We start from the raw sequence: 16,416 nt of genomic DNA, 5'->3' as shown, positions 1-16,416 counted from the left end.
CTCAGCCTCCGTTTTCGGTACTGATTGAATCGCCGCGCTGACGCTTAAGCGACACGGCAGAGACGCAGAGCAGTTCAAACATCATGGTGGCGCCGGTCAGGGCGGTAACGCCGCTGGGATCGAACGGCGGAGCCACTTCCACCACATCGCCACCGATGATGTTGAGATCCGCCAGGGAGCGGATCATCTGCTGCGCTTCGAAGGTGGTGAAACCGCCGATCTCCGGGGTGCCGGTGCCGGGCGCGTAGACCGGGTCCAGACCATCCACGTCGAAGGTGACGTACACCGGGCTGTCGCCCACGACCTTTTTGATCTCGTCGATCACGGCGTTAAGGCCCATCTCGTAGAACTCTTCGATATGGATAACGCGCATGCCGCTTTCGTAGCTGAACTTCCAGATATCGCGGTCGGTGACGCCGCCACGGATACCGATCTGGATTGTCTTCTTCGGATCGATCAGCCCTTCCTCCGCGGCGACCTTGAACGGTGAGCCGTGGTGGAACTTGGAACCCAGGTAGAAATCGCCGGTGTCGCAGTGTGCATCGAAATGCACCATCGCCACCGGGCCATCCTTCGCCAGCGCCCGCAGGATCGGCAGGGTGATGGAGTGATCGCCACCGGCGGAGATCGGCATGACGCCTGCGGCCTTGATGCCCTCGTAGAACTCTTCGATCGACTTGTGCGCCGCCAGCAGTTCGAACGGGGTGTCCGGCACCGCATCGCCGGCATCGCCAACGCGCACCAGGTCGAACGGCGCAACGCCGGTGGCCTGGTTAATGGTGCGCATCAGGCTGGACTGGTTACGCATTTCGCGCGGCCCGTGACGGGCGCCGGCGCGGTTGGTCACGCCGCCGTCAAAGGGCACGCCGATCAGGGCGATATCGATATCTTCCAGCGTCGGTGCGTAGGGGGTACGCATAAACGTGGGGATGCCGGTGTAACGCGGCTGAACCTTGGGATCCTTGCTCATGCTTCGGCTCCGAGTGCTTTCTGCTCACGGTGGTGCGCGATGTAACCGATGGTGTTCATCAGCAGCTGGGCAGCAAGAATGGAGGTGACTTCAGTCGGGTCGTAAGGCGGCGCTACTTCGCAGACGTCCACGCCGACGATATCGCCGCGCTGGGCCAGCTGTTCGATCACTTCCAGAACTTCGTAGTAAGCGAAGCCGCCGTGGCTCGGGGTGCCGGTACCCGGTGCGATGGACGGGTCGAAACCGTCGATATCGATGGTCAGGTAGTAGCGTTTGCCCGCCGGGATCTTCTCCAGCAGCGCCTGCAGGCCCAGCTTGCGTACCTGGCGCACGGACAGGATGGTAGAACCCGCATCTTTCGCCGCCTGGTGGTCGGCCTGGTTGGAGGAGGAAACGTTGCGGATACCCAGCTGGGTCATGCCGGACACGTGTTCCATCTCGGAGATACGGCGCATGCAGTTGCCGTGGCCGTAACGTACGCCGTGGCGCTCGTCGACGAAGTCCAGGTGAGCATCAAACTGCACCACGTGGATCGGCTCTTCTTCAGAGTAAGCCGCTACGTTGGCTGCGGTGATGGCGTGGTCGCCACCGAGGATCACCGGGGTGGCGCCGCTTTTCAGAATGGCGCGTACGGCGGCTTCGGTGTTTTCCAGGCACTTCTCGGTGTTGGTGTGGATCATGTCCACGTCACCGAGATCGACGATACGTACCTTCTCCTTCTGCAGGTAGAGGGTGTCGCCTTCGTAGTCGTAGGCACCGCTGTGGCCGAAGCTGAACAGGGTAGAGGAGGCACGGATGCCGCGCGGTCCGAAGCGGGCGCCTGAGCGGTACTGGCAGCCCATGTCGTAGGGCACGCCGAGCACGGCGAAGTCGGCGTCGATCTCGTTCCAGTTGGAAACGACCGGGCTCTTGGCAAAAGTGGTGTGGCCAACAAACGGCAGGTTCAGGCGGCCGGTTTCGTATGCGTTATCGCTCATGAGGGGATTCACTTCTAAGGCAGAACGTCCGCCGTGTTAAAGAGGGCGGACGTTGAATAAGTATGGGTAATGGCTTGTTAGGCTTACTGCTGAGGAGCGGGCATTTCGCCTTCCGGCAGCTCCATGGTGAAGCCGAACCATTTCTGCTGCAGTTCCGCCAGCTTGCCGTTCTGCTGCAGTTTCAGCAGGCCCTGGTTGAAGAACTCGACCAGGCGCTTGGAGTCGTCATCCTTGCGGCCAGCCCAGCCGTAGTAGGCGGTCGGGCCGAAGGCCGGCTGTACCAGTTCAAACATGTCCGGGCGTTTTTTGACGATGGGCGCCAGGTTAGGGATCGCCTGGGGCACGAAGTCCACACGGCGGGAAGCCAGGGCAGCGTAGGCTTCGTTGTAGTCGGTGAACTCCTTGATATCTTTTACGCTTTCACCCTTGGGCTCGAGTACGGCTTTCTGGTAATCGAGAACACCGGTGAGCTGTGCGGAACCCGCCTGAACACCGGCGACCTTGCCGGCCATATCTTCCGGTGAGTTGATGCTGTCATCGCCCTTGCGCTTGAGCATCGCCAGGGAGGCGTCGGCGATCGGGTTGGTGAAGGCGTAAGCGTCGAGACGCTTCTGGGTCACCATCAGCGAGGTGGCGACAAAGTCGTAACGCTTGGCGTTCAGGCCCGCCAGGATGCCCTGGAACGGCAGGTCGAGCTGCTTGAGTTCAACGCCCGGCAGGTCTTTCAGGATCTCGTCGAGAATGTCCTTGCCGTAGCCGACGATCTTGCCGTCTTCCAGCATTTCAAACGGCTCGTAGCGCGCTTCAGTGGCGATCACGATCTCGCCGCGGTCCTTGATATCGTCCAGCAGATCGGCCTGTGCGCCCATCGCGGTGAGAGAGAGTCCGGCAACGCAGAGGAGCTTTTTAAAACGGTTGGTCGTGTTCATCACATAGCCTCACGGAAAGAAGAGATGATCGGAATTCGATGGGGCTATGATCGAAACAAGCCGTAAACCGGACAAACGGTATTTCCTAATTGCCCCGGATAAGGGGTTCTTATGTATTTTTTTGGTTCGCTTATCTTTAGGTTATGCATCGTATTGGTGCGTATTTTTTCGGTGCGGCGTTGATACGGCAGGAATCACGCCTGTGGTACGAATCCTGCTTGTTTCCTGGTCTGGTATCGCATTATCGGTACCCGTTACAGGAAGAATTGATGTCCATACGTTTACCCCCGCTCGAATCCCTGCGCTATTTTGAAGCAGCCGCTCGCCACCTCAGTTTCACCCTTGCCGCCGAAGAACTTTGCGTTTCGCAGAGCGCCGTCAGCCAGAAGGTTATCCAGCTGGAGGGGCGGCTGGGTTATAAGCTGTTTGAGCGCCGCACCCGGCAGCTGGTGCTGACCGACGCGGGTGCCACGTTGTATCCGGTGGTGCATGCCTCGCTGATCGGCATCCGCGATGCGCTCAGCGATATCGAATCCGAGAACCATATGAGCAAGCTGACGGTGTACTGCATGCCGTCCTTTGCCAGCCGTTGGCTGATGCCGCGGCTGCACGACTTTCATATCAAACATCCCAACATCGACGTTCACCTGGTGGCGGAGCTCGCTGAGCCGAACTTCCATAATGAGATCGTCGATATCGGCATCTGCCACGGTATTGGCGATCAGCCGGCCATGGAGCAGCAGCTGCTGTTCTGGGATTACATCTACCCGGTAGCCAGCCCTGAGCTGTTAAAAAACAAACAGATAGAAAAGCCCAAAGACCTGGTGAATGTGCCGTTGATTCACGACTCTCTGCCCCAGGCGAAGTTATCCACATCCTGGCAGCGCTGGTTGGTGGAGCACGGTATTCGTGAGGTGGACTGCAGCAGCGGCTACCGTTTCAACCAGGCGGACCTGATCGTGCGCGCCGCCCGGGACGGCCGCGGCGTGGCGCTGGGCCGGCACGTACTGGTGGCCAACGAGGTTCAGCGCGGACGCCTGATTCCCCTGTTTGATGACTGCGAACGTGACGATGGCGTTTATGTGGTCTGCCTGAAAAAGCTGCTGGATCGCCCGCAGGTGGCGGCGTTTTTTGCCTGGCTGCAGGAGCAGGCTGCCGAGTTTCAGCGCGAGTTCGCGGTGGAGCGGCTGCTTCCCGACGCTGCGGCAGCGGCTCGGGGCGATCCATTAGCAGAGGTTATCCCTCAATAAGAAATCGCGGTTTGTACCCCTTTTGAGGCGAGCGCATGATCCTCCTACTGATAAGGAGGGTGTGTGTTTGCCGATCTGACCGAAATACGCGCGGGTGTTAAGAGCCGCGCGGCCTTCTCCGCGGAAGAGATGTTCCGTCGTCTGAGCGTTGTGCGGGAGCTGATGAATGAGCAGGGGCTGGATGCACTGTTGCTGACGCAGGCTCCGAGCATCGCCTATTACAGCAACCTGGTGCCGACCTCGGTGCAGCAGCCCACGCTACTGATCCTGACGCCGGAGCGCTCCGTTACCCTGTCGCCCATCAGCGAGGGCGGGCATGCCTACCGCTATAGCTTTGGCGATAGCCTGGTGTACCGCGACGCCGCGCATCTGTTTGGCACTTTGCGTCGCCTGATCCCCAGTGTGCGCCAGATCGGGATCGAGTCCTGGGACTTCTCAAGTGCGCTGGAGGCTGGGCTCAGGGAGGTGCTGCCGCAGCTTAAACATCTGCATCCGCTGGAGCAGCAGCTGCTGGCGCTGCGCACCCGACGCTCGGTGGAGGAGGTTCAGTTGCTGCGCCGGGTTGCGGCCTTGGGGCGGCTTGGCTACGACACCTTTACCCAGGCACTGTCGGATGGGCTGGCGGAATATACCCTGGCCGAGGTGACCCGCGGCGCCATGCTGGATGAGGCGGCGATCTATTACCCGCACCTGGAGATCAGCGATATCTCGGTGCTGGTGCAGTCCGGCAACAACACCGATGGCCGCTTCAATCCACCCGGAGCGCGCTGGATTCAGCCGGGCGATATTCTCAACCTCTGCTGTCTGCCGGCCCTGGCCGGGTATCGTTTACATAGCGCCCGCACCTTTTTTCTTGGCTACTGCGAGGATGAGCAGCTTAGGCTCTGGGATATCAACTGTGCGGCCCACCGCAGGGCTGTGGAGCTGGTCGCCCCGGGCATCAAGCCGGCCGATGTGAGTGCTGAGCTGGATACGCTCTATCGTCGTTTTGATCTGAGCAACCAGGGGACGCGGGATTACCTGCAGCTGTTTGGGGAGTGCGCGCTGGCGTCTGGCAGCGAGTTTGCGCAGCGGCCGCTGGAGGCGGGCATGGTGCTAACGCTGACCACCGAACTGCTGCTGCCGGATACCAGTCTTGGCGGTGTGGGTTATCGGGAGGTGAGTCAGTTGCTGGTGACCGAAAACGGCTGTGAGCTGCTGACCGATCTGCCACTGGGGGCGGCCAGTAACCGCATCGCGACCATTCAGGGCTCGGCGGGCAGGGATTCTCGCTACGGCGTGGAGTCTTTTGGCTAGACCTGGCCCTTTACCTCGTCTTGTAGTCTGGCTGGCAGGTCGGCTTCGACCCAGGAAGGAGCCTGGGTTGATGGGGCCTCCGGAATGTCGACGGCGAAAATAACGCCCTCGACACCCAGCACGGTGCCGGATTCGGCGTAAACGCCCTGGCCCTTTTCAGTCACATTACGCTCGCTGCCGTCAGCGTGATGAATGCGGTAGTGCAGGTCGAAGCTCTCGCGGCGGTGAAGCGCCTCCTGTACCTGGTCCCAGACGGGGCCGGCATCCTCGGGGTGGATCAGCGCGCCGTAGCTGAGCCGTGGCTGGTTCACCAGCGCATCGGCGCTGTAACCGGTCACTTCGAGACAGCCCTCGCTGACATACTCCATGCTCCAGTTGCGGTTGTTACGGGCGCGGTAGAGCATCACCGGCAGGTTGGCCATCAGCTGGCTCAGGCTGCGGTGATCGGCGTCGCGCTGCTGATCGCGGCGCACCTGGGGCGTGATATCGCAGAGAGTCAGGCTCACCGGCCAGGTTAAATCCCGGTTGACGGGTTGGGTGCGCAGCTCGCACCAGTGCAGGTCGCTGTCGCTGAGCAGGCGTAGCCAGACCGGGACCGGGCGTTCGCCTTTTCTCAGCTGATCGAGCTGTTCGCGCCAGAGACCGTGATCCCTGGGATGCAGATACAGGTGCAGCGGCTTGCCGATGGAACTGTCGCCGTCGCTCAATTCAAGCCAGCGCCGGTTCGCCTGGAGAATGATCTCCTGCTGATCGATCACCAGGACCGCCTCGTCCAGGCTGTCGAGCAGTGTCTGCGGGGAGATCAGCGTTTTATGGCGTTGCATCCAGCTGGGTTTTAGCAGGCTCATACTTCGCCCTCCAGCTCGACCTCCGGGTGGGCATGAACCCAGGCGGCAAGCTCCAGGCGGGAGTGCAGATCCAGTTTGCGCAGCAGGGATTTGACGTACACCTTGACGGTACCATCGCTGATGCCCAGCTCCCGAGCGATCAGTTTATTGCTCATGCCGGCGGCGATCAGGGAAAGCGTCTGACGCTCACGCAGGGTTATCTCGCCCAGCGAGTTGTCGGACTGTACCGGGGCTTCGGTGTTTCTCAGTCGCTGGGTCAGAATCACCAGGGCTTCGTCATCCAGCGCTACCTTGCCTTCCAGTACACCTTCGAGGCGTTGCAGGATCAGTTCGGCATCGGTCTCTTTCAACAGGTAGCCATCGGCGCCTGACTGGATCGCCTGCAGCAGATGTTCGCTGTCATCCGAGGCGGTGAGCATAACGATGCGCAGATCCGGCGAGTGCGCCTTTAACTGCTGCAGCAGTGACAGTCCGTCATCGCCGGGCATCTGCAGATCTATCACCGCCAGGTCCGGTTGCAGCTCGTCGATCACCTCCAGCAGGGCGCGGGCGGAGCTGAAGTCGGCGATTACCTCAAAGCGGCCGCTTTCATTGAGCAGCTCCGCCACACCGCGACGGAAGATCGGGTGATCATCGACCAGAACGACCCGGGCGCATGCCTGGCTCTCAGGAACGTGCATCGTTGTCCTCCAGTATTAGGTCGATTCGTGTACCGCCGCCGGGGCGCTCTTCGATGCTGAAACGGGCGCCGATCCGCGTCGCCCGCTCCTGCATGATGCTCAGGCCAAAGCTGTCGCCGCGGCGGCGCTCCATGTCGAGACCTTCGCCGTTGTCCTCAACCCTCAGGTGCATTCCGCCGTTGTCCAGCGGCAGTAACTGAATTCGCAGATGACTGGCATGGGCGTGACGCACAGCATTGCTCAGCGCTTCACGTACGATCATCAACAGCTGTATCGCGCAGTTCTCATCTGGCTCCTGCTGCGGGCAGCGATCATCCAGCTCAAACACCAGCGCCGAGCGTTGCTCGAACTCCCGCACCACGGCGGGCAGGGCCGAGTGCAGCGAGCCGCCTTCCAGCGTCAATCGTGAGCTGCTGATCAGATCGCGCAGCATGCGGTAGGCGTGGCGGGTTTGCTGTGACAGGTCGGCGGCGATCGCCTGCAGTTCGGGCTGATCGCAGCGGCCGCAGCGAGCATCCAGGCGCGAGGTGCCCAGGCGCAGATATCCCAACACCTGGGCGAGGGAATCGTGCAGTTCGGCGGCGTGGGTGCGGCGTTCGTGGGTGATCGCCTGATCCAGACGCTGGCGGTGAGCCGCATGGATTGCCAGCCCCTGACCCAGCGAGCGGGACAGGGATTCAAAAGTGGCGGTGGCGGCCTTGGGCAGGCTGACGGGCCCTGACAGCATCAGCCAGGCCTCGGCGGGTGTGGATTGCAAACGGATCGCATGCAGCGCCTCGGTGGAGGCGGGCAGCGGCATGGCCAGTGAGTGCAGCTCGTCGAGGCTGCCCAGGGTGCCGCTCAGTTGATAGCGAACGAATCCGGCCACGCCGGGGGGCAGATCATCCGTCCTGCCTGGATGTGCCCCGGGAGTATGCAGCTGGAGCTCTTCGCCTGGGCAGCGTGTAGCGATGAGCAGATGGGCTGATTCCAGCCCGTTGTACTGCCTGAAGGAGCGCTGCGGCGTCTCCATCAGCCTGGGTAAGACGTTTTCCAGCTTGTCACAGCCGGCTATCTCCAGGGAGAGGGCCGAGAAACGTGCCGAATCCGACGGCTTGCCGGTCTGCTCCTGTGGCACGGCAGAGCGGTTCAACAGCGCGTCGATCAGACGCCGGAGCCAGCCCGTCGATGGTTGATAAGCCTGGTTGCCTGTTCTTTGCATCACTTGGGTATCCCGAGTCATTGAATCAGGTTTAACACTGGGAAGAGCAGCAAATATGCCAACTTTGGCAACTTACCTACTAAGTAGTATCCCCATAGATGCATTGAAGCTCTAGCTATTGTAAGTAAAGATTTTTTCCTATCAGTGATCGGTTTCGGGCGTTTTGGCTCCTTCTCCGGGTGCACCACTCTGAGTCTGAACAGAATGGAGTGCACCCGGATGAGGCCTTCCTGAACTGAGTTAAAACCCGTTACGCACAACCCTTTATTTTTGAAGGAGGGCCCAGACATGACCGTTTTGCAAACACAGCCGCCCCGTGATTCCGGCTGGGGCAGTTTGCGCCAGTCGCGCAGGCTCAGGATCAAACCTCAGGATGGCCTGCGCCTGCGGCTAAACCCCGGAGAGCGGCTGCAGATAGACAGTCTGGACGGCATGCAGTGCTGTGAGCTGGTGGGGCTGGATGCGCATAGCCAGGATTATCTGACGGGGCTGGCGCTCGCGCCTGCCTCGCTGTTTCAGCAACAGCTGGCGGCCGAACGTCCCAGTGCCACGCGCCTGACCGCTTTGTTAAAAAGTGCTGGCATTCCCGAACCGATGGCGTACCCGGGTGTGGCGGTTGCCTCCGAGCAGATGCCGCTGGAACTGAAGGCAGCGGAAGAGGGTGAACCTCTGGAGCTGGTGCTGATGGCGCCAGGGCTGGATATGCCGGTGGATGAACAGGTCGCACCCGGCGAGCTGGAGCTTCTGCACCATTACCGTACCGCCTCGGTGGATCTGCTGCCGACGCCCTATACCGGCGACAGTCGCACAGTGACCCCGGTGCGTGAGGTGCATGTACCGCACTCCAGCGCCCGCGCCTACGAGGTGAAAGCGGGGGAGTGGATTCAGGTCAGCGATGTGGCAGGCAAGCAGTGTTCCGACTTTATCGCCTTTGATCTGGAAGCGCTGCAGCGGGGGGAGGAGATCACTCTGGATTCCACCGCCACCCGCACCCTGGCGGGTGTTTCGCTGCCGCAGCCGGGGCTCTATTCCCGTTTTGCCGATCAGCAGATGCAGACCATGCTGGAGCTGGTGCAGGATAGCGTGGGTCGTCACGACAGCTTTCTGCTCGCCTGCACGCCCAAGTACTACGAGGATGCCGGTTACTTCGGCCATATCAGCTGTACCGCCAACTTCAACATGGCGCTCAAACCTTACGGCATCAAGCCGCGTTCCGGCTGGCCGGCGATCAACTACTTCTTCAACACCTCTGCTGAACCCTGTGGACATATCGGCATGGACGAGCCCTGGTCCCGTCCCGGCGATTACGTGCTGATGCGCGCGAGCCGCGACCTGCTCTGCGTATCGTCCGCCTGCCCGGACGATATCGACCCGGCCAACGGCTGGTGCCCCACCGATATCCAGGTGCGGATCTATGCCGCCGATGAGGAGTTTCCCCGTGCCATCGCCTATCGCAACCAACCCGAGGAGCCTGCCCGCATGACGCAGCAAACCGCTTTCCACAGCCGCACCTCCGCGCTGACACGCCATTTCAGTGAATACCGCGGCTACTGGATGCCCACCGAGTTCGATGGCTGGGGCGCCCGGGCCGAATACCTGGCCTGCCGTGAGAAGGTGGCGGTGATGGATCTGTCGCCGCTGCGCAAGTTCGAGGTCACTGGCCCCGATGCGGAAGCGCTGCTGCAGAAAGCGCTGACCCGCAACGTGCGTCGTTTGGCGGTGGGTGCAGTGGTGTATTCCGCGATCTGCCATGAAACCGGCGGCATGATTGATGACGGCACCCTGTTCCGTATGGACGATCAGGCGTTCCGCTGGATCTGCGGCGACCCGTACACCGGCACCTGGCTGCGTGAGCTAGCCGAGCGGGACGGCTTCCGCGTGCGGATTCAGGAATCCACCGATCAGCTGCACAACCTGGCGCTGCAGGGGCCGGTCAGCCGCCAGTTGCTCAGTGAACTGGTATGGACGCCGGAAACCCGTACACCGGTCAGCGAGCTGGCCTGGTTCCACTTTACCGTGGGGCGTATTGGTGGTCCCCAGGGCACACCTGTGATGATCTCTCGCACCGGCTATACCGGCGAGCTGGGTTTTGAAATCTGGTGTCACCCAAGCGATGGCGAAACTGTCTGGGATGCGATCTGGGAGAAAGGCAAACCGCTGGGGCTGGCGCCGCTGGGCTTCGATGCCCTGGATATGCTGCGCATCGAAGCGGGCCTGATCTTCGCCGGCTACGAATTCTGCCCGGAGACCGATCCCTACGCGGCGGGCATCGGCTTTACCGTCCCGCTGAAAACCAAGGAGGAGGACTTCATCGGTCGCGCCGCACTGGAGCGGGTACCGGCGGCAAACCGGGAGAAACTGATGGGGCTGGTGCTGGATACCGAAGACGCCATCGCCCACGGCGATCAGATCTTCAACGGCCGCTTCCCGGTAGGTGTGGTGACCAGCGCGATCCGTTCACCGCTGATCGGCAAGACCATCGCCCTGGTACGCCTGCAGCCGGACTTTGCAACGCCGGGTACCAAGCTGGAGGTCGGTCAGCTGGATGGCCATCAAAAGCGTCTCGGCGGCGAAGTGGTCAGCCTGCCGTTCCACGATCCAGAGCGGATCAAGGTGCGTAGTTAAGCGGCTGATTGTCGTTATAAAACTATCTCTTGTGGTGATCGTACAGTTGACGTTAGGTGTTTCTCGCGCCTTATCAATAACAAAGCGCGATCTTTTCTGGATCTGCTTAGCGCAGCAAGCTTTCCCCTTTGGCGCAGCCGAGCATCGCAGGCTGAAAGAGAAATAAGGGAAGGGCTGTTTGAGCCGCGCAGCGGTGAGTTTCCCTTCCCGCTCTTTCAGACGAGAAGCGCAGGGAAGTCGGCATAGCCGACCCAGCCTCAGGGGCGGTTTGGGATTGCTAAGGGACTTGTCCGCACAAGTCCCTTAGCTCGCCAGCAGGCGAAACCGGCGTGGAAAAGACGTGAGTGTGGATAGCGCTAACGTGCGTTGGTAGGTCCACAAGGCTCTCTTACAGGGAGCTTAGCTTGTTTGCCACTTCGTCCAGCCGGTCCAGAGCACCTTCGGCTTCTGCGAGCAAAGACGCCCAGTCGTCTGGCGGATGCCCTGTATCCAACATCTTCTCAAAGACGCGATAGGCATCCGTCTTGCTGCCATAGGCGCGTTTGTTTTTTTCGTCATTGACCCAGGCAAAGACAATAATTTTCGATGCTGAATCAAAGCGGAAAAACAGCCGGTACTGCTGGAAAAATTTCGCACGAAACCAGTGCTTATGCTCGTTTCCCAGGGTTTCTCCCTGGCGATACTCTGGAAGTGCCGGGTTCTGGGGTATGACCTCAAATGCCAGTTTGGCTATGGCCGCGAGGCGCTTGGTAGCATTTTTACGGACAAAGTTTTCAGGGTCTTTGGCCTTGAGTGCTTCGACCTGAGTGAGGAGTGAATCAACCTCATCCAGAAATAGCGGGTGACAAAAAAGCGTCCATCCGTTGATAACGAGACTGGATTGATCCGGCAAAGCTATTCGTCCTCATCATCCAGCGGTGCATCCAGATCGACGTCGATATCGCCGACAAGGGTCTGGATGCGCGAGAGCAGTTCCGGAGTGGCTGACTGCAACCGTTGCGGATTGGACTGAATATCCCTGGCCAGAAACGTCAAAAAGCTACCCAGCGCAGGATCGGATTCATCCTGATCCGCGCGCGACAGCAGAACCTGGCCATCAGGCTGGATGGTGTAGCGAATCTTTTCCCGTTTGCCCAGATTCAGTGCTTTACGCACGGCATCAGGAACGGTGGTCTGGTACCGGTCGGTCAGGGTGGATTCTGCGGTGAGCAGGGATTTGGCCATGGTGGACCTCGGTACATGAAATCAATGTACTGAAAAGTAATGCAGTTGCATTACCTGGTCAAGATGTGTCCAGATCTCTACTAGACTTCGCGGTTCAACCGCGCCGCGCCAGTGTCTGCGAAGGCAACTCCCCGAACAGGCGCTTATAGTCGGTGGCAAACTGGCTCAAGTGATAAAACCCATAGTGAGCCGCGGCATCGGAGACCGATTCGGTTTCACTACTGCTCAGGCGACGCCTGACCTGGTTCAGCCGGTTGGTGCGCAGGTACAGCTTGGGATTAATCCCCAGAATGCTCTCGAAACTATACTGCAGCGTGCGGCGGCTGACGCAGGCGATCTCGCACAGTTCGGTGAGGGTCACGGGCAGGCTGCCGGTTTTGGCTACATGTTCTCTTACCCGCTTCACCACCGCCTTGCGGTGGGCATGGCTGGGTGTCACCCGGTCGTTGATCTTCGCGTCGTGCAGCACGTTCAGCAGGGTCTGCATCACCAGGTCTTCATGAATACTGCGGTCGATACTGCCGGCGCTGGCCGAGATCACCCGGTTGATCAGTACACCCATCTCTTCGATCTGGCGCGGGTCCACCTGGATCCTCGGATTACCGCCGATCTGCGGCAGCTGGATCGCAATTCCCTGAGCTTCGGCCTGTTGCAGCAGTGACTGCTCATGCACCGCGATGCTGAGGATATTGGAGTTGTCCGGCGTCATCAGTTCGAAGGCGTCCTGGCCGCGCCGCCAGAGCAGATCGCAGCTTTCCGGCGCCTCGCCATTGATGCGAAAGCCTTCACGCACCACCGGAATACCGACCCAGATGGCGTCCTGCCAGACCTCGCAGGTTTGTCTCAGAGTCTTGCTGGTGTGTTCGCGGAATACCTGCAGGGCGCCGATATGGCACTCCTCGATGGAGCCATGAAAAGCGCCGGCGCTTATCTGGTCATACTCCTGCTGCCAGTCGGTGATACCACCGGCCTGCTCGTTCAGGTCATCGGAGAAGACGCTGCACCTCAGCGGTGCGCAGGCGGCGGATGCTAGCCCAGTGCTGCCCTCTGACAGTCCGATATTGGTAAACCTGGTCATGTTCGCGCTACCGCTCCTTTGCCGGTTTTCGATAACCCAGGCGAATCTGCCTGCTCTAGGCTGATTGGAAGCAATATCCATTCCCGACCTGCAAACCATCAATAGTCAGGAGTCCCATGATCTATACCGACGCATTGATCGAAGCGATCCGGCTGCGGCTGGAGGAGTCTCTGGCCAATTGGCGGCTGCCGCAAAACTCTCGGGTCGAGCTGCTGACCGTATCCGAAAACATCACCTATCTGGCCCGCTCGGCGGACGACAGCCAGCGGCTGATCCTGCGTTTGCACCGGCCCAACTATCACCAGCCCGGCGAGATCGAATCGGAACTGGCCTGGATCGAGGATCTACGTGCCTCCAACTCGCTGCATACCCCGGCGATTATCGATGGTGAAGCAGGCAGGGTTTGCTCGGTGGAGGTGGATGGCGAGACCTATGCGGTGGTGGCGTTCGAGTTCGTCGCAGGCAACGAACCTAACGTGGGGGAGGATCTGCCACGCTGGTTTGAGCAGCTGGGCGCGGTGACGGCTACCCTGCATCAACACAGCCGCCAGTGGCCAAGGCCGGAAGGCTTTGTGCGGAAGGAGTGGAACCTGGACACCATGCTTGCCGCCGATGGCCATTGGGGGGACTGGCGAGATGCAGAGGGGCTGGATCCGCAGAGCGAGGCGTTGATCGCGGCTGCTATCGCGAAAATAGAGCAGCGCGTCGCAGAGTATGGCGCCGGCCCCGACCGCTTTGGCCTGGTACATGCCGACCTGCGCCTGGCGAATCTGCTGGTCGATGATGATCGGCTCTGGGTGATCGATTTCGATGACTGCGGCATCAGCTGGTTTGCCTACGATTTCGCCGCCGCCATCAGCTTCTACGAGCTGGATCCGTCGATCCCGGAACTGCAGGCCGCCTGGGTGAAGGGCTACCGATCCAAAGGTGATTGCACCACTGAGGATGAAGCGATGCTCGCCAGCTTTATCATGATCCGCCGCATTATGCTCACCGCCTGGTTGGCCAATCACAGCGAAAGCGGCACCTATGCAGAGTTTGGCGAGGGCTATGCGGCGGGCACGGCCAGCCTGGCCCAGCGCTATCTGGAGGGGGATCACTGATGAGCGCGGAAACGAAGCGCGATACACGTTCAATCCTCGATCAGAACGCCTTTAACTTCGAGCGCAGCAGCGGTGACGACCACCTGGATTCACTGATCCGCCAGCGCCGCGATCTGGTAGGGCCCACCTCCATGCTGTTTTACGACCAGCCGATCGAAATGGTCGAAGGGCAGGGCGTCTGGCTGTTCGATGGCGATGGAAAGCGCTATCTCGATGCCTATAACAACGTACCTGTGCTGGGGCATTGCCACCCCAGGGTGATCGATGCGGTGGCGCAGCAGATGGTGCGCCTGAATGTTCATACCCGTTACCTGGACGAGGCGCTGCACCGCTACGCCGAACAGCTGCTCGGCACGCTGCCGCTGGATAGCGGCCGCTTGGTGATGACCTGCACCGGCAGCGAGGCCAATGATTTGGCACTGCGGCTGGCGCGCCTGCACAGCGGCAAACAGGGCGTGATCGTTTCGGCCGCGGCTTATCACGGTAATACGGCGGCGGTAACCGAGGTGTCGCCCTCGTCGATGAAGCAGGGGCAGGTGCCGGATTTTGTGGTCTGTATCGACCTGGAACCGCTGAACGATGAGAGCCTGGATGCAGCGGCTTACCTGGATACCCAGGTCGCGAACGCCATCGAACTACTTGATGAGCGCGGCTTTGGCTGCGCGGCGCTGCTGATCGATACCATCTTCTCCAGTGATGGTGTTTATGCGGATCCGGCCGGGGCCCTGGCGCCTGCGGTGCGAAGGGTTCAGCACGCCGGCGGCTTGCTGATCGCCGATGAGGTGCAACCCGGTTTTGGCCGCACCGGCAGCGAGTTCTGGGGTTTCGCCCGCCATGGGCTGATGCCGGATATCGTCACCTTCGGCAAGCCGATGGGCAACGGTTACCCGGTGGCTGGACTTGCTGCGCCGGAGGCGCTGCTGGCGGAACTCTCTGCCCAGACCGGCTATTTCAACACCTTCGGCGGCTCCTCGGTGGCGGTGGCAGCCGCCCAGGCGGTGCTTGATACGCTGGTGGAAGAGGAGCTTCAGGCCAATGCACTGAGCACTGGTAATGAACTGCTCTCCGGCCTGCGTGGGCTCTGCGATGAGTTTCCGCAGTTGGCGCGGGTACGGGGCGCAGGGCTGTTTATCGGTGTGGATATCGTTTCTGCGGACAACCAGCCGGACCCGCTGACCTGCAGCCGGATCATCAATGCCCTGCGCCATCGCGGTGTACTGATCGGTGCTGCCGGTCTCTATGGCAACGTGCTGAAGATCCGTCCGCCGCTCTGTTTTAAACCCGAACATGGGCACCTGCTGCTGGAGCAGCTCCGCCAGGTGCTGATCAATGATCTTGGAGGAGTTACATCATGACTGAGACAAGCAAACGCGTCGCAATGGTGACCGGTGCCAGTAAGGGCATAGGTCTGGGCATCGCCAGGGTATTCGCCGCCCAGGGCTATAAAGTGGCGCTGGTCGCCCGCCATGCGGAGGCGGCCGAAGAGGCGGTGGCCGCTATAGTTGCAGACGGCGGCGAAGCGATCGCGGTCAGTGCCGATGTCACCGATCGCGCCTCGCTGAAGAGCGCGGTAGAAAAGGTGCAGAGCGCCTTCGGTGGCTTGGATGTGCTCTGTGCCAACGCCGGTATTTTCCCGTCGGCGGATCTGGAAACCATGAGCGAGGATGACTGGGATCTGGTGCTCAATACCAACCTGAAGGGGATGTTCAACACCGTGCAGGCGGCGATTCCGGCGCTGAAAGAGAGCAGCGCGGGACGCATAGTGGTCACCTCATCGATCACCGGCCCGGTCACCGGCTTTCCCGGCTGGTCTCACTATGGCGCCAGCAAGGCGGGGCAGCTCGGCTTTGTGCGCACGGCGGCTATCGAGATGGCGAAATACGGGATTACCGTCAACGCGGTGATGCCGGGCAACATCATCACCGAGGGGCTCGAAGGGATGGGTGAGGAGTACCTGGGCCAGATGGCGGCGTCTATTCCGCTGAAGCGTCTTGGCAGCGTCGAAGATATCGGCGAGGCGGCGGCGTTTTTCGCCTCACCAGCGGCGGCTTATATCACCGGCCAGACACTGGTGGTGGATGGCGGCCAGATTCTGCCCGAATCGCTGGAAGCCTTGGGATAAATCCCTGGCAGCGCAGGGGTAAGCCACTTTCTCCGGCGGGTTTCCGGTAAGGCGGCCTTCCGGGTTGCCTTCCCTTTGCGCTGCTGTCAGCATCCTCAGCCTCGAGTACGCCA

General features: G+C 60.7%; 15 protein-coding genes. 6 read left to right on the top strand and 9 right to left on the bottom strand.

Annotated features, from left to right (window positions below):
- Window position 1: 1 nt before the first annotated feature.
- The 3 genes from speB (C4S72_RS12850) to C4S72_RS12840 all read right to left on the bottom strand — a co-directional run bounded on the left by speB (C4S72_RS12850) (window position 2) and on the right by C4S72_RS12840 (window position 2,876).
- A complete protein-coding gene (gene speB, locus C4S72_RS12850) occupies window positions 2–970 on the bottom strand; it encodes an agmatinase (RefSeq protein ID WP_104003517.1) in 969 nt (322 codons plus the stop codon).
- Window positions 967–1,947 carry an agmatinase gene (speB, locus tag C4S72_RS12845; protein WP_104003516.1) on the bottom strand — a complete coding sequence of 327 codons (981 nt, stop codon included), beginning with the start codon at window positions 1,945–1,947 and terminating at the stop codon, window positions 967–969. The genes speB (C4S72_RS12850) and speB (C4S72_RS12845) overlap by 4 nt, the downstream gene beginning before the upstream one ends.
- A gap of 83 nt (window positions 1,948–2,030) precedes the next feature.
- The gene (locus C4S72_RS12840; RefSeq protein WP_104003515.1) at window positions 2,031–2,876 is read right to left on the bottom strand and encodes a transporter substrate-binding domain-containing protein; all 846 of its coding nucleotides are present in this window, start codon (window positions 2,874–2,876) and stop codon (window positions 2,031–2,033) included.
- Between the two features lie 269 nt (window positions 2,877–3,145).
- Here C4S72_RS12840 and gcvA point away from each other — a divergent pair, with 269 nt between their 5' ends.
- Window positions 3,146–4,126: a transcriptional regulator GcvA gene (gcvA, locus tag C4S72_RS12835; protein ID WP_160115516.1), complete on the top strand. Its 981-nt coding sequence runs from the start codon at window positions 3,146–3,148 to the stop codon at window positions 4,124–4,126.
- Between the two features lie 63 nt (window positions 4,127–4,189).
- Window positions 4,190–5,422, top strand: a complete 1,233-nt coding sequence (locus C4S72_RS12830; RefSeq protein ID WP_104003513.1) for an aminopeptidase P family protein — start codon at window positions 4,190–4,192, stop codon at window positions 5,420–5,422.
- Here the strand turns inward: C4S72_RS12830 and C4S72_RS12825 are convergent.
- Genes C4S72_RS12825 through C4S72_RS12815 form a run of 3 tightly spaced genes read right to left on the bottom strand, consistent with a single transcriptional unit; the run spans window position 5,419 to window position 8,151 of the window.
- Window positions 5,419–6,270, bottom strand: coding sequence for a PAS domain-containing protein (locus C4S72_RS12825; RefSeq protein ID WP_104003512.1), 852 nt, complete (start codon window positions 6,268–6,270; stop codon window positions 5,419–5,421). The genes C4S72_RS12830 and C4S72_RS12825 overlap by 4 nt on opposite strands.
- Entirely contained in the window at window positions 6,267–6,950 is a 684-nt protein-coding gene (locus C4S72_RS12820) for a response regulator (RefSeq protein WP_104003511.1), read from the bottom strand. The genes C4S72_RS12825 and C4S72_RS12820 overlap by 4 nt, the downstream gene beginning before the upstream one ends.
- Entirely contained in the window at window positions 6,937–8,151 is a 1,215-nt protein-coding gene (locus tag C4S72_RS12815) for an ATP-binding protein (RefSeq protein WP_235009153.1), read from the bottom strand. Before C4S72_RS12815 ends, C4S72_RS12820 begins: the two co-directional genes overlap by 14 nt.
- 288 nt (window positions 8,152–8,439) lie before the next feature.
- Here C4S72_RS12815 and C4S72_RS12805 point away from each other — a divergent pair, with 288 nt between their 5' ends.
- Window positions 8,440–10,776: a DUF1989 domain-containing protein gene (locus C4S72_RS12805; protein WP_104003508.1), complete on the top strand. Its 2,337-nt coding sequence runs from the start codon at window positions 8,440–8,442 to the stop codon at window positions 10,774–10,776.
- Window positions 10,777–11,164: 388 nt separating this feature from the next.
- Here C4S72_RS12805 and C4S72_RS12800 read toward each other — a convergent pair whose 3' ends face one another.
- The 3 genes from C4S72_RS12800 to C4S72_RS12790 all read right to left on the bottom strand — a co-directional run bounded on the left by C4S72_RS12800 (window position 11,165) and on the right by C4S72_RS12790 (window position 13,078).
- Complete coding sequence (locus C4S72_RS12800) at window positions 11,165–11,668, bottom strand: type II toxin-antitoxin system YhaV family toxin (protein ID WP_104003507.1); 504 nt, start codon at window positions 11,666–11,668, stop codon at window positions 11,165–11,167.
- A 2-nt stretch (window positions 11,669–11,670) separates the two neighbouring features.
- On the bottom strand, window positions 11,671–12,000 hold the full coding sequence (locus tag C4S72_RS12795; protein ID WP_104003506.1) for a type II toxin-antitoxin system PrlF family antitoxin: 330 nt from the start codon (window positions 11,998–12,000) through the stop codon (window positions 11,671–11,673).
- A gap of 94 nt (window positions 12,001–12,094) precedes the next feature.
- Window positions 12,095–13,078, bottom strand: coding sequence for a helix-turn-helix domain-containing protein (locus tag C4S72_RS12790; protein ID WP_160115514.1), 984 nt, complete (start codon window positions 13,076–13,078; stop codon window positions 12,095–12,097).
- 116 nt (window positions 13,079–13,194) lie between these two features.
- Between C4S72_RS12790 and C4S72_RS12785 the strand changes: the two genes are divergently transcribed.
- The 3 genes from C4S72_RS12785 to fabG are packed head-to-tail and all read left to right on the top strand — an operon-like array spanning window position 13,195 to window position 16,303.
- Window positions 13,195–14,181, top strand: a complete 987-nt coding sequence (locus C4S72_RS12785; RefSeq protein ID WP_235009140.1) for a phosphotransferase enzyme family protein — start codon at window positions 13,195–13,197, stop codon at window positions 14,179–14,181.
- Complete coding sequence (locus tag C4S72_RS12780) at window positions 14,181–15,536, top strand: aspartate aminotransferase family protein (RefSeq protein ID WP_104003504.1); 1,356 nt, start codon at window positions 14,181–14,183, stop codon at window positions 15,534–15,536. Before C4S72_RS12785 ends, C4S72_RS12780 begins: the two co-directional genes overlap by 1 nt.
- Complete coding sequence (gene fabG, locus C4S72_RS12775; RefSeq protein WP_104003503.1) at window positions 15,533–16,303, top strand: 3-oxoacyl-ACP reductase FabG; 771 nt, start codon at window positions 15,533–15,535, stop codon at window positions 16,301–16,303. Before C4S72_RS12780 ends, fabG begins: the two co-directional genes overlap by 4 nt.
- Window positions 16,304–16,416 lie beyond the last annotated feature (113 nt).

Origin of the sequence: Marinobacterium lutimaris (assembly GCF_900108065.1) — a bacterium.
GTDB classification, from domain to species: Bacteria; Pseudomonadota; Gammaproteobacteria; order Pseudomonadales; family Balneatricaceae; genus Marinobacterium_D; species Marinobacterium_D lutimaris.
This window is presented reverse-complemented; position numbering and strand designations above follow the sequence as displayed.